Source organism: Curtobacterium sp. ME-Dv--P-122a (genome assembly GCF_030209645.1).
GTDB classification, from domain to species: domain Bacteria; phylum Actinomycetota; class Actinomycetes; order Actinomycetales; family Microbacteriaceae; genus Curtobacterium; species Curtobacterium flaccumfaciens.
Genome location: NZ_JARVRO010000014.1, coordinates 157096 through 177195 on the forward strand (window position 1 = coordinate 157096; position 20100 = coordinate 177195).

The following is a 20100-nucleotide window of genomic DNA, read 5'->3' on the forward strand; positions in this document are numbered from 1 at the left end:
GCCAGCTGGCACCGTGCCTCCCGTCCGCTCGTGGGGGCGTCAGAAACCCGACGGCACCCGGGGCGTGTAGGCGGACTCGAGTCGCGTGACCTCGTCGTCGGTGAGCGTCAGCGAGGCGGCTGCGACCGCGTCGTCGATGTGGTGCTCCTTCGTCGCGCCGACGATGGGCGCGGAGACCGCGGGCTTGCCGGCGACCCAGGCCAGGGCGACCTGCGCCATCGGGATGCCGCGCTCGGTGGCGACGGCCTCGACCGCGTCGACGATCGCCCGGTTGGCGTCCTCGTCCTGCTTGTACAGGGTCTTGCCGAACTCGTCGGTCTGCGCGCGCGAGCCCGACCCGGAGGCGTCCCAGGGGCGGGTGACGCGGCCGCGGGCGAGGGGGCTCCACGGGATCACGCCGACGCCGGTGTGCTCGCAGAAGGGGAGCATCTCGCGCTCCTCCTCGCGTTCGAGCAGGTTGTACTGGTCCTGCATGCTCACGAACTTCGTCCAGCCGTGGCGTTCCGCGGTGTGCTGCATCTCGGCGAACTGCCACGCCCACATGCTGCTCGCGCCGATGTAGCGCGCCTTGCCGGCCTTGACGACGTCGTGGAGGGCCTCCATGGTCTCCTCGATCGGCGTCACCGGGTCGAAGCGGTGGATCTGGTACAGGTCGACGTAGTCCGTGCCGAGCCGGGTCAGGGAGGCGTCGATCTCGTGCATGATCGCCGCGCGGGACAGCCCGGCGCCGTTCCGGCCGGGACGCATCCGGTTGAAGACCTTCGTGAAGACCTGGACGTCCTCGCGCGGAGCCAGCTCGGCGAGGAGCGTGCCGGTGATCTCCTCGCTGCTGCCGTCGGAGTAGACGTTCGCGGTGTCGAAGGTCGTGATGCCGGCCTCGAACGCGCGACGGACGAACGGGCGGGCCTCGTCGATGCCGACGCTCCAGGCGTGCGAGCCGCGGTCCGGGTCGCCGTACGACATCATGCCGAGGACGACGCTGCTGATCTCGAGCCCCGAGTTGCCGAGGCGCTTCGTGTCGGTGGTCATGCAGTCACTCTGGCATCACGGCCTGTGACGGCGAGCAGGCGGACCTGGAGCGGGGAGTCCTCGGTGACGTCGACCGGGGGTGCGTACAGGCCGGTGGCGGCGAGGTCCTCGATCTGCGGCTCGAAGTACTCCCACACGGCGCGGACGAGCTCGTCGGGCAGGGACTCCTCGGTGCCGGTCGCCCGGGCGAGGTCCCACGTGTGGATCGTGATGTCGCTCGTCTGCTCCGTGAGGTACTGCGCGGCGGGCACGACGTCGGTGCTGAGGTGCACGGGGGTGTCCTGCGGGGCGTTCCGCCAGGCGTCGGTGGCCGCCGTGGCGAACCGGTGCCACTCGGCAACCAGGTCGTCGCCGATCGGCTCGAGGTCGGCCTGGGCCTGGGCGTAGTCGCACCCGGTCAGGAGCTTCGGGATCCAGCGCTGTTCGTCCACGACGTGGGCGACGAGGTCGCGGGTGGTCCACTCGGAGTCGGGGGTGGGGGCGTCCCAGTCGGCGACGGCGGCGACGCGGCGGCCGAACTCGGCTGCCGCGAGGGCCTGCATCGCGATCCAGTCGGTGGCCATGGTGGTGCTCCTGTTCGTCGTGCGGGCGTGCTCGTGGTTGGTGCGTTTCGTGCAACTCGGGGTCCGGCGTGCGGATTCCCCTCGGTGCCGTCGCACGTGCCAACGTTACGCGGGGGCGGGGGCGGGGCCGGTCGGGGCGGGGGCTGCGCCCGGTCGCTCGTGCCCGCTCGTGCGCGCTGGTGCGCTCGTGCCCCTAGCTACGTGTCCTGCGCGTCCTCGCGCCTCGTTCCGCGAGCGGGCGAAATGCCGCACTTCGTCCCCGTTGCGTCCCGGGCATTCCGCCCGCTCGGCCGCGCTTCCGATCTCGGCCGTGGTCGCTCGCCCGCCTCCCGCTCGGGTCCTTGCACGAGCGGGCGAAATGTCCGGCGCGCTAAGGAGATCGGCGTGGTATTTCGCCCGCTCGTGGCGTGGATGTTTGCACGGGCACGGGCACGGGCACGGCATGGGCACGGGTGCCGGCGTGGGCGTGATTGCGGGGATCAGCGTCGACTTCGGCGCCGGCATCGTCGAGCGGGCGGAATGCCCGATGAGACAGGACGAAGGGCCGTGGTATTTCGCCCGCTCGTGGTCGGGGGAGCAGTGCGGGCAACGAAGAACGCCCCGACTCCGTGCGGAGTCGGGGCGTTCTTCTCGGGTTCGGGGAGTGCTGCTCGGTGCCCTCAGTCGGGCGTTGAGTCAGAGGTGGCTCAGGCCGCCTGGAGGACGAACTGGACGTCGAGGTTGATCGTGACGTCGTTGCCGAGCGTGAAGCCGCCGGCCTCGAGCGCCGCGTTCCAGTTCACACCGAACTCGGTGCGGTCGATCTTCGTGGTCGCCTCGGCACCGAACTTGACCTGGCCGTAGCCGTCCGTGGTGAAGCCGCCCAGCTCGGCCTTGAGGACGACCGGCTTGGTGACGCCGCGCAGGGTCAGGTCGCCCGCGATGTGCAGGTCGTCACCCTTCGCCTCGATGCTCGTCGAGCGGAAGGTCAGCTGCGGGTGCTCCTCGGTGAGGAAGAAGTCGCTCGTCTTGAGGTGCTGGTCGCGCTGCTCCTGGCCGGTGTTGATCGACGCGACGTCGATGTTGGCCTCGACGGTCGACTCGAGCGGGTTCTCGGCGGTGACGACGGTGGCGTCGAACGTCTCGAACTTGCCCTTGACCTTGCTGATGGCGAGGTGGCGGACCGAGAAGGTGACCTCGGAGTGGGTCGGGTCGATCTTCCAGGTGCCGGTCTTGTAGCCGGGAACGGTGTCAGCGGTGAGCGTCATGGTGATCCTTCTTCCGAACGAGAGTCTGCGGTGCGACGCGTTCCATGCGCCTGCATCGAGTTGATACTACGACAGTGTGCACCGTTTTGGTTGAAGCGTCAACCATTGTTCACCCAAGTGTCGCAAACCGCGTGTCGTGGGCTCCTCTGGCGCCGGCCTCGAGCAGCCGTCGGATGCGGTCCACGAAACGGTCGACGCCGTGCGCGACGTCGTCTGCTGTTGCTCTGACGAGCCACCAGTCGACGTCCTTGAGGTGCTCCCCGCGCGTCAGGTCCTTCCGGAAGGTGGCTGGATCGGTGCGGTGCAGGTCGCTCTCGTACTCGATCGCGACCCTGGCCTCGGGGTAGGCGAGGTCCACACATGCGACCCACTGCCCGTCGACGACGACATCGTGGTTGAGTGCCGGTTCCGGGAGTCCGCGGCGGACGAGTGCCAGCCGTGTCCGGGTCTCTCCGGGAGACCGAGATCCCCTCCGGATCTCGTCGAGCGCGAGGCGGAGTTTCACGATCCCGCGGATGCCCCGTCGTCGTCGGACGGCCTGGGCGAGTTCGTCGAGCGTCGCCCAGCCGAGCCGCCCCACGAGCGCATCGCCCGCGACGATGAGCTCGTCGAGCGTCAGTATCGAGCCCAGTGCGACGAACGTGTCGGCCGGAGTGGTCAGTGGCACTCCTCGTGCGATCGTCGCGCGGACTGACCCGTACCGGGCTCGGTGGCCGACCGTGCCGCGAACCCGGAGCGCTTGGTTGGTCCCGATCGTCGTGACGTGCAGCCGCTGATCGCGTTCGAGACGACGGGGGAACGGGACGCCGATGATCGCTGCCGCAGTGACGTGACTGAAGACCTGATCGGGGCGGAGTCGAGGAGTGAGCGCCCTTGCGCGTTCATCCACGGACTCCGGTGGGAACGCTGATCGGACGCCGTGGAACGGGCGGACGAGATCGCGAGCCTCGAGTCGGCCCCGCGAAACGCCTCTGTGCAGCGCGTCCCGTACCCGGAACGAAGCGTCGCGGAGTGCCATCGGGAGTCGGCGTCTTGCGGTCATCTCCACAGCGTGACGGCGAGCCGTCCCCGAGGACGGGAGTCGGGCCTCCTCTGTGGACTGCTTGCCCGCCCTTGCCCATGTGGAGGGACAGTTGCCCCCGCGAGCGGGCGAAACACCGTGCCGGCTGCCGACCGCACCGCGGTGTTTCGCCCGCTCGCTGGGGTGCAGGCGATCGCAGGGAGCGCGGAAGTCGCAGCCCGGGGTCATCCAGGCGAGCGGGCGAAAAGTGTGGGTGGGCTGGCAAGAGCACCGTGGCATTTCGCCCGCTCGCGGGTCCCGACCCGACCCGACCCGACCCGACCCCGACCCCGACCCCGACCCCGACCAGACCACCGCACACCCCCCACCCCACCCACCCCGACAGGCACTCGCGGGACCCCTCACGTGCGCGCTCACTCCAGTAGCGTCGACATCATGGAATTCAGGTACCTGGGCAACTCCGGACTCAAGATCTCCGAGATCACCTACGGCAACTGGCTGACGCACGGCTCGCAGGTCGAGAACGACGTCGCCACCCAGTGCGTGCGGGCAGCGCTCGACGCCGGCATCACCACGTTCGACACCGCGGACACGTACGCCAACACCGCCGCCGAGACCGTCCTCGGCGAGGCGCTCAAGGGCGAGCGGCGCCAGTCCCTCGAGGTCTTCACGAAGGTCTACTGGCCGACCGGCCCGAAGGGGCACAACGACGTCGGCCTCAGCCGCAAGCACATCATGGAGTCGATCGACGGCTCGCTCGAGCGACTGCAGACCGACTACGTCGACCTCTACCAGGCGCACCGTTACGACTACGAGACCCCCCTCGAAGAGACGATGCAGGCCTTCGCCGACGTCGTCCGCCAGGGCAAGGCGCTCTACATCGGCGTCAGCGAGTGGTCCGCCGAGCAGATCCGCGCCGGTGCCGCACTCGCCAAGGAGCTCGGCTTCCAGCTCATCTCGAACCAGCCGCAGTACTCGATGCTGTGGCGGGTCATCGAGGGCGAGGTCGTCCCGGCCTCGAAGCAGCTCGGCCTGTCGCAGATCGTCTGGTCGCCCATCGCGCAGGGCGTCCTGACCGGCAAGTACAAGCCGGGTCAGCCCCTGCCCGAGGGCTCGCGAGCCACGGACGAGAAGGGCGGCGCGGACATGATCAAGCGGTTCATGCGCGACGAGGTCCTCGAAGCCGTGCAGCGCCTGCAGCCCGTCGCCGACCAGGCCGGCCTCACGCTCGCGCAGCTCGCGATCGCGTGGACCCTGCAGAACGAGAACGTCGCGAGCGCCATCGTCGGTGCCTCGCGTCCGCAGCAGGTCACCGACAACGTCAAGGCCGCCGGCGTCAAGCTCGACGCGGACGCCCTCGCGGCGATCGACGAGGCACTCGGCGACATCCCGGAACGGGACGCGTCGAAGAACGTGTCCCCGTCGTCGCGCCCCGCGTAGACGCAACCGACCGACGGACGGGAGGCCCGGTGCCAGCTGGCACCGGGCCTCCCGTCCGTCGTCCGTGCGCCCCTGACCACCGCAGCTGATGGATCGTCAAGATGAACGGCATGTGTCGCGCATCTGGCAGCGGCCTGGCAAGTCGCGTACCCCGCCCAAACCACCCAGCCACGCCCCCCGAATCGGGGGCATGACCCGAACTCGTACCCCCGTTCTGGTGTCACCCGACACCGGTGCGGTGCGGACCGTGCGCCCTGGCACGGTCCCGCGCCTGCTCGCCACCGCGAGGCAACTCGCGTCGTTCGGCACCATCGGTGCCGTCTGCTTCGTCATCGACCTGGGTGTCTACAACCTGCTCCGCGCCACCGTCATGTCGGACGGTCCCATCGCCGCGAAGATCGTGTCGGCCATCGTGGCGACCTCGGTCGCGTGGCTCGGCAACCGCTTCATCACCTTCCGTTCCCAGCGCCAGACCGGCCGCCGCGAGACCGTCCGCGAGGGGTTGCTCTTCGCTGCCACGAACCTCGTCGGCCTCGGCATCGCCGCTGCCTGCCTGTTCGTCTCGCACTACGTCCTCGGCTTCACGTCCACCCTCGCCGACAACGTCGCCGGCAACGGCGTCGGCCTCGTCCTCGGCACCGCGTTCCGGTTCGCCGCGTACAAGGCCCTCGTCTTCCGGTCCACCGACACACGTCCGAAGGGGTTCCCCGAATGACCATCTCAGCCGTGTTGCTGACGGCCGCAGGGCCGCTGCTCCAGCCCGACGAACGCCCCGGCACGACCGGGGACGTCCCGAACCGCGGGACCACGGACGTGCCGACGGGAGGCTCGGGGCAGCTCCCACAGGCCGCCTGGTCGCTGGGCGAGTGGCTCGGCTACTCGACCCTCATCGCCCTCTCCGTGCTGCTCACGATCATCGCGTTGACCACCCTCTGGTGGATGCTGCACGCCTGGCGCTCGCGGGACGCGCTGAAGTCCACCAGCTTCAGCCAGACCCCGCGTCCGGCGACGCACCGGTTCACGCTCCTGGTGCCCGGTCGGCACGAGCAGGACGTGATGGGGCAGACGCTCGACATGCTCGCGACCCAGGACCACCCCGACTTCGAGATCATCGCGATCGTCGGGGAGGACGACCCGGAGACCGACGCCGTCGTGCGTGCCGCGGCGGCTCGGCACCCCTCCCTGATCAAGGTCGTGGTGGACGACACCCTGCCGAAGAACAAGCCGAAGGCGATGAACCTCGCGCTCCAGCACGCGACGGGTGACATCGTCGGGGTGTTCGACGCGGAGGACGAGGTCTACCCGCGGCTGCTCTCCCTCGTCGACTCGCGGTTCCAGGAGACCGACGCCGACGTGGTGCAGGGCGGCGTCCAGCTGATGAACTTCAGGTCGAGCTGGTGGTCGCTCCGGAACGTCCTGGAGTACTACTTCTGGTTCCGCTCGCGCCTGCACTTCCACGCCGGGTCCAAGTTCATCCCGCTCGGGGGCAACACCGTCTTCGTGACCCGCTCCCGCCTGGAGTGGTCGAACGGCTGGGACGCGCACTGCCTCGCCGAGGACTGCGAGCTCGGCGTGCGGCTCTCCGCCGACGGCGCGAAGGTCGTCGTCGCCTACAGTCCCGAGGCCGTCACCCGCGAGGAGACCCCGCCGACCTTCGCCTCGCTGCTCAAGCAGCGCACGCGGTGGAACCAGGGCTTCCTGCAGGTGCTGGGCAAGGGGGAGTGGAAGAAGCTGCCGTCCTTCCGGCAGCGGTTCTTCGCCCGCTACATGCTCACGATGCCGTTCATCCAGGCGGCCACCGGGCTGCTCATCCCGCTGAGCGTCCTGATGATCCTGTTCGTCAAGGTGCCGACGGCGATCGCCCTGGTGTCGTTCATCCCGGTCGCACCGACGCTGATGCTGCTCGCCGTCGAGATCGTCGGGCTGAACGAGTTCGGCCGCCTGTACGGCGAGAAGGTCCGGCTCCGCGACTACGTGCGGCTCGTGCTCGGCCTGGTGCCCTACCAGGTGTTCCTCGCCGCCGCGGCGGTCCGGGCAGTCGTCCGGCACGCCAAGGGCCAGAACGGGTGGGAGAAGACCGAGCACACCGGCCAGCACCGCAACGGACAGGTGGTCGGCTTCGCCTCGGACCTCGACGGATCGGGCGCAGCGTCGTCCGACCGTGCGTTCGCCGGCACCACCACGGGAGGCACCCGATGACCGCCAGCATCACCGACACCACGGGCATCCCGATCCGTGGTGGCTCCACCGCACACCGGGCCGGCATCGGGGCGTGGTTCCGCCGGCACGCAGCCAGCCTGACGTGGTTGCTGCCCGTCGTCGCGGTGACCGTGCTCGTCCAGGCCTGGAACATGTCGGGCACACCGCAGCGCATCGACGACGAGGGGACGTACACCGCCCAAGCGTGGGCGATCACGAACCTCGGCGAGCTCACCCACTACACGTACTGGTACGACCACCCGCCGCTCGGATGGATCCAGATCGCCGGGTACACCGGACTGACCGGGGCGTTCGCGCGGTACCCCTTCGCGGTGGAGGCCGGGCGCGAGGCCATGGTGTTCTTCTCCGCCGTCTCGAGCATCCTGCTGTTCGTCCTGGCCCGGCGACTCGGTGCCGGACGGATCACCGCGGCCGCGGCCGGGCTCGTCTTCGCGCTGTCACCGCTCGCGCTGCAGTACCACCGCACCGTGTACATCGACAACGTCGCGACGCCCTGGCTGCTCGCCGCGTTCGTCCTCGTGCTGAGCCGTCGCCAGCAGCTCGCCGGGTTCGCCGGTGCCGCTGCCTGCCTCGGCATCGCGGTGCTGTCCAAGGAGACCTACCTGCTCGCGCTGCCGTTCCTCATCTGGATGGCCGTGCGTCGCGCCGACAAGAGCACCCGCCGGTACACGCTCAGCGTCGCCGGGGCCGTGCTCGTGCTGATCGGCGGCGGGTACCTGCTGCTCGCCGCGGTGAAGGGCGAACTCGTGCCGGGCGCCGGGCGGGTCAGCCTGTGGGAGGGCGTCACCTACCAGCTCGGGTCGCGGACCGCTTCCGGATCGGTGTTCGACGGGGGCAGCCTGGCGAACGAGGCCGCCGCGCAGTGGTGGGCACTCGACCCGGTGTTCATCGTGCTCGGCTCGGTCGCCGCCGTCGTCGGGCTGTTCCTGCGCCGGGTCCGACCGATCGCCGCGATGCTCGTGTTCCTGCTCGCGGTGATGTTCCGGCCGAACGGGTACCTGCCGGTGCCGTACGTCATCATGCTCATCCCGTTCGCGGCGCTCCTCGTCGCGTACACCGCCGAGCGTGCCGTCCTGACGGTCGCCGGTCGGGTCCACACCCGGAGCCGGTTCGGCCCGAGGGCACGGCGCGGCCTCGGCATCACCTGGGCCGTCGTCACGGCTGCGGCGCTCGTCGTCGCGGTGCCGCTGTGGGGGACGCAGCTGCGCGGGTTCCTGCTCGGCAACCTCGACCTGCCCATGCAGCAGGCCGAGCAGTGGGTCGGTGACAACGTGCCGAAGTCCTCGCGTCTGCTGGTCGACGACGCCATGTGGGTCGACCTGGTGGACGACGGCTTCGCCCGGAACAACGTCGTCTGGTACTACAAGCTCGACACCGACGGAGCGGTGGAACGGCAGTCCCCGAACGGCTGGAAGGACTCGGACTACGTCATCACGACGGACTCCATGCGCACCGGCGGCAACTCGTCCACCGACGTGCGGCAGGCGATCGAGAACTCCACTGCCGTCGCGACCTTCGGCACCGGTGACCAGCAGGTCGAGGTCCGCCGGATCCACGCCGAGGGAGCCAGTGCCGCCGAGACCGCGATCACCCGGGCCACCGACGTCCGGAAGACCCTGGGCACCGAGCTCGCCTCGAACCCGGCCCTGCGTGCGGACGACGGCACGAAGTCGCAGTTCCGCGCCGGACAGGTCGACTCGCGGGCGATGATCGCGCTCGGTCAGGTGCTCGCCGACCAGGACGTGCGGGTCGACCGGTTCACCCCGCGCACCGGGGAGACCGGCCAGCCGTTCCGCACCGTCGTCCTGCACACGAGCGACGACGCCTCGGCAGCACGGGTCGCTCGGACCTTCGACGCCATGTCCCAGGCGTTCCGGCCGGACTCGGTCGAGCGCGAGGGAGCACGTCTCACGGTGACGTACGCCCCGGCCGACCCGACGACGACCGCGACGAGCGCCTCGTGACCCCCGATCGCTCGGCCGAGCGGGAGCTGGCCGAGCTGGCGTCCGGCGAGCGGGCGTCCCGCGAGCCGGCCTTCCGCGAGCCGGCGTCCCGCGAGCGGGCGAAATGCCCGGAGGGCTCCGGCGTGGACCCGGGCATTCCGCCCGATCGCCGGGGCGGCCGCGGAACCGTTCCCCGCGAACACGTCGGGGCGGAGCGCCCGTTGGACGAGCGGGCGAAATGCCCGGAGGGCTCCGGCGTGGACCCCGGCATTCCGCCCGCTCGCCCGGGGGCCCGCACGGCCCGCACGGCCCGCACCTCGACACGACACCCGCACGACACCCGCACGCCAACCGCACCTCGACCCGAAGGAGCACCATCATGACCGCACGCACCACGAACCGCCGCCGCACCGTCGTCGTCGGAGCGCTCGCCGCCACACTCGTCGCCGCGACGGTCGGGCTCGCCGCCCCGCAGACCGCCTCCGCCGCGACGGCCGACCAGGGCTGGCTCCGCGTCGGACACCTGTCGCCGGACACGAAGGGCGTCGACGTCGAACTGTCCAGCCTCGCCGGGGGCAAGACCGTCTTCGAACTCGACGACGTCACCTACGGCCAGGTCAGCCCGTACGAGAAGCTGCCGGTCGGCACCTACGTCCTCTCGATGCGCGCCGCCGACGCCCCGCGTTCCACCCCGGTCATCTCCACCGACGTCACCGTGCAGAAGGGCGACGCCAGCACCGTCGTCGCCTACGGCAAGAACGACGGGCTCAAGACGACCGCGTTCACCGACGACCTGCAGCAGCCCGGCGACGGCAAGGCGAAGCTCCGGCTCGTCCAGGCCGCCACCACCGCGAAGCGCGTCGACGTGCAGACCTCCGACGGCACCCCGATCGCCGAGGACGCCACCTTCGGCAGCGCCACCAAGTACGCAACGGTCGACGCCGGCAAGTGGTCGCTCGACGTCTCCGGCAGCGGCCAGCGGGGCACCGCCAAGGTCGACCTCGCCGGCAACACGGTCTCGACCCTGTTCGTCCTCGACGACAGCAAGGGCAACCTGACGGTCGTGCCCGTGACGGACGCCGCGGCGACCGCCGCCACCCCGTCCGGCGGTGTGCAGACCGGCGGTGGCGGCGCAGCCGCCGACCGACCGGTGACCGAGGCGGTCCACGCGGCCGTCGCGATGCTCCGTTCGCTGTTCCGCTGACGCCCCGGACTGGAGGCGCGGATCACGTGCGCTGCACGGCCCACGTGATCCGCGCCTCCCCTTCGACCCCCCCCACCATCCCCGGAGAGGCAGGCCAGCATGACCCGCAGGACCTGGATACCGGTCGCCGCTGTGGCGGCGGTCCTCGTCGCCGTCGTCGTCGCGATCGTCGCCGTCCGTCCCTGGTCGTCGAGCACCACGACCGCCGCTCGCGGCACGGCGACCCCGACCTCGACCACCGCGCCCGACGGGGCGCGCTCACCGAAGCAGCTGCGGTCGGCGTTCCTGGACCGCTACGTCGAGGGCGGTCGCGTCGTCCGCACCGACCAGGGCGGTGACACCGTCAGCGAGGGGCAGGCGTACGGCTTGCTCATCGCCTACGCGAACGACGACCGTGCACGCTTCGACGCGATCTGGGAGTGGACGAAGGACCACCTGCTCACCGGCGACGACCTGCTGGCGTGGCGGTGGACGTCCGACGAGGGCGTCGCCGACGAGCAGTCCGCGAGCGACGCCGACCTCGACGCCGCCCGGGCGCTCGTGCTCGCGGGGAAGGCCTGGGACGACGACCGGTACACCGCCGCGGGCAAGCGCATCGCGGCGGCGATCCTCCAGCACGAGACAGCCCGGACGGACCTCGGCACGATCCTGCTGCCCGGACCGTGGGCGGATCGGGAGCCCTACAGCTACAACACGTCGTACGCCTCGCCCGCGGCCTTCTCGGTGCTGGCGGACGCCACCGGGGACGACCGCTGGAACGCGCTGAACCGGGGTTCCCGCGCCGTGACGGCCGCCGTGCTGGACGCCACCGACCTGCCCAGCGACTGGTCCCAGGTGCACGCCGACGGATCGGTGGACCCGATGCCGGCCGCCGGTGGCGACGGGCGCGTGCTCTACGGCTACGACGCGATGCGGACGCCGCTCCGGTACGCCGAGGCGTGTTCGGCGTCCGACCGGCAGCTCGCGGCGGCGCTCGCGCCCACGCTCGGACGGACGACGCGGCTCGCCTCGCAGCTCGACCTCGGCGGCACCCCGGTGACGCAGGACACGAACGCGCTGGCCTACACCGCGCGGGCCGCGGCCGAGCAGGCCGCCGGTTCCTCCCGTGCGGCTGCCACCGACCTCGAGCGGGCCGACCGCACGGCGGCGACCACACCGACCTACTACGGAGACGCCTGGTTGGCCATCGGTTCGACCATGCTGACCTCCGACGTGCTCGGCGGATGCGCCAGCGACGTGGGAGGCGGCTCGTGAGCGGCCGTCGGAGCGCCGGGCGCGTCTCGGCCGTCCGGCGCCGAGGCGGGGTGATCGGTGCCGTGGTCGCCGCCGTCGTGGTGGTCGGGGGCGTGGCCGGGGTGGCGGTCGCGTCGACCGTCGGCGGTGGCGCGTCGTCGTCCCCGCCGCAGTCCTCGTCGTCTCCGTCGCAGTCGCAGTCGCAGTCGTCGTCCTCGTCCTCGTCGTCGTCTTCGTCCTCGGGCTCCGGCACCGACGGGTTCCAGGACCCGGCCGCACCCGAAGCCCGCTCGACGGCTACCCCGGTCAGCGTGTCGATCCCGGCCATCGGCGTGCGGTCCTCGCTCGAGGACCTGCACCGCGGCGCTGCCGGAGAACTCGACCCGCCCGTCGACTGGGACAGCGCGGGCTGGTTCAGCGACGGGATCGTCCCCGGCGAGGTCGGCCCCGCCGTCATCGCCGGTCACGTCGACAGCCCGACGAGCGCCGCGGTGTTCTTCCGGCTCGACGAACTGGTCGCCGGCGACGAGGTCCACGTCCGGATGTCCGACGGCACCACCCGCACCTTCACCGTCGACCGTTCCGAACGCGCCGCCAAGTCGGCGTTCCCGACGAGCGACGTCTACGGCCCCACCCCCACCCCGCAACTCCGACTCATCACCTGCGACGGCACGTTCGACACCGCCACCGGGCACTACACGGACAATCTGATCGTGTTCGCAGACCTCTCGTCGGATTGACCCACCAAGCCAGCGATACATTCGACTGCGAGCACGAGGAGCACCATGAGCGAGACCCTGGTCATCATCCCGACCTACGACGAAGCCGAGAACGTCCTGCCGATCGTCGAGCGCACGTTGGCCGCGACCGACGACTCCGTGCACGTGCTCGTCGTCGACGACAACTCACCCGACGGCACCGGCGACATCGCGGACGCGATCGCCCGCGAGACCGGTCGGGTGCACGTCATGCACCGCACCGTCAAGGACGGCCTGGGCGGTGCGTACCTGTCCGGCTTCGCGTGGGGCCTGGAACACGGCTACGCCAAGCTCGTCGAGATGGACGCCGACGGCTCCCACCACCCCGAGTACCTGCCCTGGATGCTCGAGCTCGCCGACTCGAACGACCTGGTGCTCGGCTCCCGGTGGATCAAGGGCGGCAAGGTCGAGAACTGGCCCTGGTACCGCCTCCTGCTCTCCCGCGGGGGCAACCTGTACACCCGCCTCGCCCTGGGCATCGCGGTGCGTGACGCGACCGGCGGGTTCCGGGTGTTCACGTCGCGGGCGTTCGAGCGGATCGACCTCGCCGGTGTGGCGTCGAAGGGGTACTGCTTCCAGGTGGACCTGTGCTGGCGTGCCCTCGAGGCGGGTCTGCGGGTCGTGGAGACCCCGATCACGTTCACCGAGCGGGAGTTCGGCGTCTCGAAGATGAGCGGCAACATCGTCCGCGAGAGCCTGGCGCTCGTGACGAAGTGGGGCATCGACCGCCGGATCCGCGAGACCCGCTCCCTGGTGAAGGACCACCGCAAGCTGCCGTCCGTGCGGAAGAACGCGCACGCGGTCGCCGACCACGCGGGCTGACGCCGGGGACACACGAACGTCTGCACACACGAACGGCGACGGACCCATGGGTTCGTCGCCGTTCGTGTGTGCAGCCCGCGGGTGGCTCGCGCAGCCCGCGGTCGGCTAGCGCAGCACGACCACGCCGCGGCCGCGGAACCGGACGACGCCGGCATCGACCTCGGTCGCGCCGAAGCCGTAGAGCTCCTCGCCCACGGCGTCGGGCACCGGGACCTCGGCTGCGTCGTCGGCGAAGTTCACCACGACGTGCACCGGCGCCACGTCGGGACCGAGCAGCCCGCGCGTGAGCACGAGCCAGCGGCGGTCCTCGCTGAAGCGGACGGCGTTCGCCTCGTAGCGGTGGTCGACGAACGCCTGGTCGGTGCGCCGCAGGGCGATGAGCACCCGGTAGGCACGCAGGATCGCCGCGCCGCGCTCCGAGCTGACGTCGGCCCAGTCGAGCTTGGAGTTGGTGAACGTCGTCGGGTCCTGCGGGTCCGGCACCGCTGACTCGTCCCACCCGTGCGCGGCGAACTCCGCGATGCGCCCCTCGGCGGTGGCCTTGCCGAGCTCGGGCTCCGGGTGCGAGGTGAAGAACTGCCACGGCGTCGAGGCCGCGAACTCCTCGCCCATGAACAGCATCGGCGTGAACGGCCCGAGCAGCGTCAGGGCCGCGGCGATCACGAGCCCCTCGTCGTCGAGCGTCGCCGCGAGCCGGTCGCCGGCGGCGCGGTTGCCGATCTGGTCGTGGTTCTGGTTCGCGACGACCAGGGCCGTCGCGGGGGAGGTCCCGCGGTCGATCGGCCGGCCGTGCCGCTTGCCGCGGAACGACGACCACGTGCCGTCGTGGAAGAAGCCGTCCTCGAGCACCTTCGCCAGCGCCGACAGCGGGGCGAAGTCGGCGTAGTAGCCGTTCGTCTCGCCGGTGAGCGCCACGTGCACGGCGTGGTGGAAGTCGTCCGACCACTGCCCGGCGAGGCCGTACCCGGCGGCTTCACGCGGCCGGAACATCACCGGGTCGTTGAGGTCGGACTCCGCGATGAGCGACAGCGGACGGCCGATGAAGGACGAGTAGGCGTCGGTCTCGTCGGCCATCGAGGCCAGCACGTGCGGGCGGGTGGTGTCGCGGATCGCGTGCACGGCGTCGAGCCGGAGCCCGTCGACGTGGTGGTCGCGGAACCACATGCGCACGTTGTCCAGCACGTACCGGCGGACCTCGGGGTGCTCGACGTTCACCGAGTCACCCCAGGTGTTGCCGAGCCCGGCCAGCAGGTACGGGCCGTACAGCGGCAGGTAGTTGCCGCTCGGTCCGAGGTGGTTGTAGACGACGTCCTGGATGACCCCGAGCCCCAGCGCGTGCGCCGTGTCGACGAACCGGTCGTAGGCGTCCGGGCCGCCGTACGGGGCGTGCACGGAGAACCAGCCGACCCCGTCGTAGCCCCAGTTCCACTCGCCGTTCACGGCGTTGACGGGGAGCAGCTCGACGAACTCGACCCCGAGCTCGACCAGGTGGTCCAGCTTCTGGGCGGCGGCGTCGAGCGTGCCCTCGGGCGTGTAGGTGCCGATGTGCATCTCGTAGATCACGGCACCGCGGGCCGGGCGGCCGGTCCACGACTCGTCGGTCCACGCGAACCGTGCGGGATCGACGACCTCGGACGGGCCGTGCACGCCCTCGGGCTGGTACCGGCTGCGCGGGTCCGGTCGGACCGCGTCGTCGTCGCCGATGCGGAACCCGTACCGGGCGCCGACGACCGGCATCACGGCGTCGGTGGACCACCAGTCGTCGTCGCCCTTGGTGAGCGGGTACTCGACGTCGTCGACGACGAGCCGGACCCGGTCCGGCTCGGGCGCCCAGACGGCGTAACGGTCGGGTGCGGTCATGCGTGACCCTCCAGGATGTCGATCTCGGCCTGCGCGTCGGTCTCGGTGGCGTCCGTCGTGCGGTCGGCGGCGGGCCGGGAGGCACCGCTCACGGCGGTCACGGCGGTCACCGCGTCGGCGTGGCCGGCTGCACCGACCGCGTCGGCGGGCACGAGCAGCGCGACCGGGTAGGTGGTGAGCAGGTCCGCCAGCGCGATCCCGCGGTCTGCGGGGACGTGTCGGCCGGTGAGCAGGTCGATGCGCTCGACCGGGACGGCGTGCACCAGCGTGTCGCCCCAGCCGCCGACCCGGTCGAGGCCGATCGGCAGACGCGTCGCGATCGTCACGGCACCGCCGCGGTCGAACGCGATGACGTGGTCGGCCGCGCTGCCGGTGGCCTCGAGCTCCAGGTACCGGGTGAAGAGCTCCGGGTGGTCCCGACGGATGCGCAGTGCACGGGTCGTGACCAGGAGCTTCGCGGCACCGTCGATGCCGATGGCCGGCAGGTCCTCGGGGCCGTCGTCGTCCGGGCCGTCGAGCTCGGCGAGCACGTGACGCCGCTCGGCGTAGTCGACCGGACGACGGTTGTCGGGGTCGACGAGCGAGCGGTCCCAGAACTCGGTGCCCTGGTAGACGTCGGGGACGCCCGGGGCGGTGAGCTGGACGAGCTTCTGGGCGAGACCGTTCGACCACCCCGCGGCGTCGATCTGCTCGTCGAGGGCGTCGAGCACGGCGACCACGTCCGGGTCGTCGAACGCGGCGTCGACGATCGCGTGCATCTGCTGCTCGAACGCCTCGTCGGGTTCGGTCCAGGTGGTGCTGTCACCGGCTTCGCGGGAGGCCTTCTCGGCGTAGGCGTGCAGACGCTCACGGCTGGCGGGCCGGGCGCCGACGATCGCCTGCCACAGCAGGTCGGCGAACACGCGGTCCTGCAACGGCACGAGCGACTGCAGACGCTCGAGCGTGGCGGCCCACTCGTCGCCGAGCTCGGCCAGCACCGCGATGCGGGCGCGGGTGTCCTCGCTGCGCTTCGTGTCGTGCGTGGTGAGCGTCGTCATGGTGTGCGGCCAGCTGCCGAGCCGTTCGCGCTGGGCCTGGTGGAAGTCCGCCACCGAGACCGCGAAGACGCTCGGGTCGCCGCCGACCTCGCTCAGGGACGACAGGCGCGAGGTGCGGTAGAACGCCGTGTCCTCGACGCCCTTCGCCATCACCATTCCGCTGGTCTGCTGCAGCCGGACCGCCGCGGCGTTCGTCGGGTCGACGAGTGCCGGTGCGATCCGGTCGATGACGTCGTCGAGGTCCGGGCGGGCTTCGGCGGCGCGCTCGAGCGCGGTGATGAGGTGGTGGGCGCCCTCGGGCAGGTACGTGCGGTACACGTCGAACGAGGCCACGATCTCGGCGACCGCGTCGACGATCCGCTCGTGCGTGATCGTCTCCGTCGCGGCGCTCGGCGCGAGCAGGCGTGCGAGCCGCTCGACCTCGCTGCCGAGGATGCCGTCGGCGATGCCCCGTCGGGTGTCGTGCGTGAGCTGCTGCCAGTCGGTCGGTTCGGCGCCCGACGCCGCGGTCAGCGCCTGTTCACCCGCGGGGTCGACGAACACGCGGTCGAGCACCCCGAGGGCGTCGTACCCGGTGGTGCCGTCGACCGGCCACGAGCTCGGCAGCTGCTCGCCGGGCTCGAGGATCTTCTCGACGAGGGTGTAGGCCCCGCCGGTCAGCTCCGCCAGGTCCTGCAGGTAGCCCGCCGGGTCGTACAGCCCGTCCGGGTGGTCGATGCGCAGGCCGTCGACGAGCCCGTCGCGGAACCAGCCGCCGATGACCCCGTGCGAGGCCGCGAAGACCTCGGGCTCCTCGACTCGGATCGCCGCGAGGGTGTTCACCGCGAAGAACCGGCGGTAGTTCAGGTCGTGGTCGGCACGCTTCCAGTGCACGAACGCGTAGTGCTGGCGGTCGTGGACGGTCTCGACGGTGTCGCCGTCGTGCACCGTTCCGGGTGCGGTGGGGTAGGCGGTCTCGCCGACGCGGAGCACCGGACGCTCGGCGTCGGACGTGTCGAGCGTGACCGCCTCGAGCAGCCGGTCGTCGAGCACGGGGACCCGGAGCTTGCCGTCGCCGGCTTCCCAGTCCACGTCGAAGGCCCACGCCACGGGCGAGCCCTGCCCGAGTTCGAGCAGGGACCACCACCACGGGTTCGACTCGGGGGTCGCGACGCCGACGTGGTTGGGCACCACGTCGACGATGACCCCGAGGCCGACGGCGTGCGCGGCCTCGGCCAACGCCCGCATGGCCTGGTCGCCACCGCGGTCGGTGTCGACCCGCGTGTGGTCGACCACGTCGTAGCCGTGGTTCGACCCGGACTCGGCCTGCAGCACCGGCGACAGGTACAGCCAGTCGGCGCCGAGGTCGTGCACGTAGTCGACCAGGTCGCGTGCAGCGTCGAGGTCGAAGTCGGCCGAGACCTGCAGCCGGTACGTCGACGCGGGAACGCGGTTCGCGGCGCCGGGCGTTCCGGCGGTCATCGGGTGGTTCCGCTCGGTGCGGTGGAACCGGCCGGGTTCACCGGGGTGACGGCGTCCTGCGGGGCGTCCGGTTCGGGCGCGCCGTCCTGCTCGGCGTCGACCGGGGTGCTCGTGACCTCGTGGTCGGGCTCCGCACGCAGCACGATCATCGACCGGGCGGGGACGTCGAGCGGGGTACCCGCGTCGAGCACCTCGTCGCGGGCACCGGGGTCGGCGGTGTCGATCCGGACGGTCCAGCCGGGGGAGTACTCCTCGGGCGGGAGCGTGAACGTCACGACGTCGTCGTGGGCGTTGAAGTACGTGATGAAGCCGACGTCGGTGACGCGCTCACCACGGGCGTCGCGTCCGCGGATGCCCTCGCCGTTCAGGTACATGCCGACGCTCTTGCCGAAGCCGGAGTCCCAGTCCTCGGGGTCCATGGCGTCACCCGAGGGGGTCAGCCAGACCACGTCGGGCAGCGGCTCGCCCTCGCCACGGCGAACCGGACGGCCGTTGAAGTACCGGGTCCGGCGGAACGTGGGGTGGTCGTGCCGCAGCTTCACCACGTCGGCGGTGAACTGGACGAGGTCTTCGTCCGCGCTGTCCCAGTCGATCCAGCTCAGCTCGGAGTCCTGCGCGTAGACGTTGTTGTTGCCGGACTGCGACCGGCCGAGCTCGTCGCCGTGCGCGATCATCGGCACACCCTGGCTCAGGAGCAGGGTCGCCAGGAAGTTCCGGCGACGCTGCAGCCGCAGGGCGTTCACGGACTCGTCGTCGGTCGGGCCCTCGGCGCCGGAGTTCCACGACCGGTTGTGGCTCTCGCCGTCGTTGTTGTCCTCGCCGTTGGCCTCGTTGTGCTTCTCGTTGTAGGCCACCAGGTCGTACAGCGTGAAGCCGTCGTGCGCGGTGATGAAGTTGATGCTCGCCTTGGGCGTGCGGCCGTCGTGCTCGTACAGGTCGGCCGAGCCGGAGATCCGGGAGGCGAACTCGCCGAGCGTCGACGATTCACCGCGCCAGAAGTCACGGACGGTGTCGCGGTACTTGCCGTTCCACTCGGACCACTGGGGCGGGAAGTTGCCGACCTGGTAGCCACCGGGGCCGACGTCCCACGGCTCGGCGATCAGCTTGACCTGCGACACGATCGGGTCCTGCTGCACCAGTTCGAAGAAGGCCGACAGCCGGTCGACCTCGTAGAACTCGCGGGCGAGTGCCGAGGCGAGGTCGAAGCGGAACCCGTCGACGTGCATCTCGGTCACCCAGTAGCGGAGCGAGTCGAGGATGAGCTGCAGCGAGTGCGGGTGCCCGACGTTGAGCGAGTTCCCCGTGCCCGTGTAGTCCATGTAGAACTTCTTGTCGTCGTCGACCAGGCGGTAGTAGGCCGCGTTGTCGATGCCGCGGAACGACAGCGTCGGGCCGAGGTGGTTCCCCTCGGCGGTGTGGTTGTAGACGACGTCGAGGACGACCTCGATGCCGGCGCGGTGCAGCTCGCGCACCATCGTCTTGAACTCCTGGACCTGCTGGCCTTGGTCGCCCGACGACGAGTACGCCGAGTGCGGCGCGAAGAAACCGATGGTGTTGTAGCCCCAGTAGTTCGACAGCCCCTTGTCCTGCAGGGTCGAGTCGTTCACGAACTGGTGCACCGGCATGAGCTCGAGCGTGGTGATGCCGAGGCGCTGCAGGTGCTCGATGACGGCGGGGTGGGCGACGCCGGCGTAGGTGCCGCGCTGCTCTTCCGGCACGTCCGGGTGGGTCTCGGTGAGCCCCTTGACGTGCGCTTCGTAGATGACGGTCTCGCCGTACGGCGTGCGCGGCGGGCGATCCCCCTGCCAGTCGAAGAAGGGGTTGATCACGACGCCCTTCATCATGTGCGACGCGGAGTCCTCGTCGTTGGTCGAGTCCGGGTCGCCGAACGTGTACGAGAAGAGCGACTGGTCCCAGTCGATCTCGCCGCTCGTCGCCTTGGCGTACGGGTCGAGCAGGAGCTTCGACGGGTTGCAGCGCGCGCCGGAGTCTGGGTCGTACGGGCCGTGCACGCGGAAGCCGTACTCCTGCCCGGGGCCGATGTTGGGGAGGTACGCGTGCCAGACGTAGGCGTCCACCTCGAGCAGGCGGACGCATTCTTCGTTGCCGTCGGAATCGAACAGACAGAGTTCGACGCGCTCGGCGACCTCGGAGAACAGCGCGAAGTTCGTGCCGCTCCCGTCGTAGGTCGCCCCGAGCGGGTACGGGTTTCCGGGCCAGGTGTGCAAACGGTCCTCCAGGTGTGGGTGCGGCCAACATATC

15 protein-coding genes are annotated in these 20100 nt (G+C 70.8%); 8 read left to right on the forward strand and 7 right to left on the reverse strand.

What is annotated here, in order from left to right; all coding sequences use genetic code 11:
- Positions 1–39: 39 nt before the first annotated feature.
- From QRN49_RS15495 to QRN49_RS15510, 4 genes are all read right to left on the reverse strand, one after another.
- On the reverse strand, positions 40–1029 hold the full coding sequence (locus QRN49_RS15495; protein WP_284756594.1) for an aldo/keto reductase: 990 nt from the start codon (positions 1027–1029) through the stop codon (positions 40–42).
- The gene (locus QRN49_RS15500; protein WP_110864494.1) at positions 1026–1592 is read right to left on the reverse strand and encodes a TIGR03086 family metal-binding protein; all 567 of its coding nucleotides are present in this window, start codon (positions 1590–1592) and stop codon (positions 1026–1028) included. The genes QRN49_RS15495 and QRN49_RS15500 overlap by 4 nt, the downstream gene beginning before the upstream one ends.
- A gap of 686 nt (positions 1593–2278) precedes the next feature.
- The gene (locus tag QRN49_RS15505) at positions 2279–2839 is read right to left on the reverse strand and encodes a YceI family protein (protein WP_027464630.1); all 561 of its coding nucleotides are present in this window, start codon (positions 2837–2839) and stop codon (positions 2279–2281) included.
- A gap of 109 nt (positions 2840–2948) precedes the next feature.
- Positions 2949–4088, reverse strand: coding sequence for a putative endonuclease domain-containing protein (locus QRN49_RS15510; protein ID WP_284756595.1), 1140 nt, complete (start codon positions 4086–4088; stop codon positions 2949–2951).
- Between the two features lie 207 nt (positions 4089–4295).
- Here QRN49_RS15510 and QRN49_RS15515 point away from each other — a divergent pair, with 207 nt between their 5' ends.
- From QRN49_RS15515 to QRN49_RS15550, 8 genes are all read left to right on the forward strand, one after another.
- Positions 4296–5300 (forward strand): aldo/keto reductase family protein, encoded by a 1005-nt coding sequence (locus QRN49_RS15515; protein ID WP_071405490.1) that lies wholly within the window; start codon positions 4296–4298, stop codon positions 5298–5300.
- 217 nt (positions 5301–5517) lie between these two features.
- Positions 5518–6015 carry a GtrA family protein gene (locus QRN49_RS15520; RefSeq protein ID WP_258320816.1) on the forward strand — a complete coding sequence of 166 codons (498 nt, stop codon included), beginning with the start codon at positions 5518–5520 and terminating at the stop codon, positions 6013–6015.
- Positions 6012–7499, forward strand: coding sequence for a glycosyltransferase (locus QRN49_RS15525; RefSeq protein ID WP_111034041.1), 1488 nt, complete (start codon positions 6012–6014; stop codon positions 7497–7499). Before QRN49_RS15520 ends, QRN49_RS15525 begins: the two co-directional genes overlap by 4 nt.
- A complete protein-coding gene (locus QRN49_RS15530) occupies positions 7496–9484 on the forward strand; it encodes an ArnT family glycosyltransferase (protein ID WP_284756596.1) in 1989 nt (662 codons plus the stop codon). The genes QRN49_RS15525 and QRN49_RS15530 overlap by 4 nt, the downstream gene beginning before the upstream one ends.
- A gap of 358 nt (positions 9485–9842) precedes the next feature.
- Positions 9843–10667, forward strand: coding sequence for a DUF4397 domain-containing protein (locus QRN49_RS15535; protein ID WP_111111288.1), 825 nt, complete (start codon positions 9843–9845; stop codon positions 10665–10667).
- 99 nt (positions 10668–10766) lie between these two features.
- Complete coding sequence (locus QRN49_RS15540; RefSeq protein WP_284756597.1) at positions 10767–11921, forward strand: family 8 glycosyl hydrolase; 1155 nt, start codon at positions 10767–10769, stop codon at positions 11919–11921.
- Entirely contained in the window at positions 11918–12640 is a 723-nt protein-coding gene (locus QRN49_RS15545) for a class F sortase (protein ID WP_284756598.1), read from the forward strand. Before QRN49_RS15540 ends, QRN49_RS15545 begins: the two co-directional genes overlap by 4 nt.
- 45 nt (positions 12641–12685) lie before the next feature.
- Positions 12686–13480 (forward strand): polyprenol monophosphomannose synthase, encoded by a 795-nt coding sequence (locus QRN49_RS15550; RefSeq protein ID WP_284756599.1) that lies wholly within the window; start codon positions 12686–12688, stop codon positions 13478–13480.
- A 105-nt stretch (positions 13481–13585) separates the two neighbouring features.
- Here QRN49_RS15550 and treZ read toward each other — a convergent pair whose 3' ends face one another.
- Genes treZ through glgX form a run of 3 tightly spaced genes read right to left on the reverse strand, consistent with a single transcriptional unit; the run spans position 13586 to position 20066 of the window.
- On the reverse strand, positions 13586–15340 hold the full coding sequence (gene treZ / locus QRN49_RS15555; RefSeq protein ID WP_284756600.1) for a malto-oligosyltrehalose trehalohydrolase: 1755 nt from the start codon (positions 15338–15340) through the stop codon (positions 13586–13588).
- Positions 15337–17838 carry a malto-oligosyltrehalose synthase gene (treY, locus tag QRN49_RS15560; protein WP_284756601.1) on the reverse strand — a complete coding sequence of 834 codons (2502 nt, stop codon included), beginning with the start codon at positions 17836–17838 and terminating at the stop codon, positions 15337–15339. The genes treZ and treY overlap by 4 nt, the downstream gene beginning before the upstream one ends.
- Complete coding sequence (glgX, locus tag QRN49_RS15565; protein ID WP_284756602.1) at positions 17835–20066, reverse strand: glycogen debranching protein GlgX; 2232 nt, start codon at positions 20064–20066, stop codon at positions 17835–17837. The genes treY and glgX overlap by 4 nt, the downstream gene beginning before the upstream one ends.
- Between the last annotated feature and the right edge of the window lie 34 nt (positions 20067–20100).

What these genes read in the sequence shown, in the direction of transcription:
- QRN49_RS15530 (WP_284756596.1), top strand. Translation starts at nt 7,496, where the DNA reads ATGACCGCCAGCATCACCGACACCACGGGCATCCCGATCCGTGGTGGC.
- QRN49_RS15550 (WP_284756599.1), top strand. Translation starts at nt 12,686, where the DNA reads ATGAGCGAGACCCTGGTCATCATCCCGACCTACGACGAAGCCGAGAAC.
- QRN49_RS15535 (WP_111111288.1), top strand. Translation starts at nt 9,843, where the DNA reads ATGACCGCACGCACCACGAACCGCCGCCGCACCGTCGTCGTCGGAGCG.
- QRN49_RS15515 (WP_071405490.1), top strand. Translation starts at nt 4,296, where the DNA reads ATGGAATTCAGGTACCTGGGCAACTCCGGACTCAAGATCTCCGAGATC.
- QRN49_RS15505 (WP_027464630.1), bottom strand. Translation starts at nt 2,839, where the DNA reads ATGACGCTCACCGCTGACACCGTTCCCGGCTACAAGACCGGCACCTGG.
- treZ (WP_284756600.1), bottom strand. Translation starts at nt 15,340, where the DNA reads ATGACCGCACCCGACCGTTACGCCGTCTGGGCGCCCGAGCCGGACCGG.
- QRN49_RS15540 (WP_284756597.1), top strand. Translation starts at nt 10,767, where the DNA reads ATGACCCGCAGGACCTGGATACCGGTCGCCGCTGTGGCGGCGGTCCTC.
- QRN49_RS15500 (WP_110864494.1), bottom strand. Translation starts at nt 1,592, where the DNA reads ATGGCCACCGACTGGATCGCGATGCAGGCCCTCGCGGCAGCCGAGTTC.
- QRN49_RS15495 (WP_284756594.1), bottom strand. Translation starts at nt 1,029, where the DNA reads ATGACCACCGACACGAAGCGCCTCGGCAACTCGGGGCTCGAGATCAGC.
- QRN49_RS15510 (WP_284756595.1), bottom strand. Translation starts at nt 4,088, where the DNA reads ATGACCCCGGGCTGCGACTTCCGCGCTCCCTGCGATCGCCTGCACCCC.
- QRN49_RS15525 (WP_111034041.1), top strand. Translation starts at nt 6,012, where the DNA reads ATGACCATCTCAGCCGTGTTGCTGACGGCCGCAGGGCCGCTGCTCCAG.
- treY (WP_284756601.1), bottom strand. Translation starts at nt 17,838, where the DNA reads ATGACCGCCGGAACGCCCGGCGCCGCGAACCGCGTTCCCGCGTCGACG.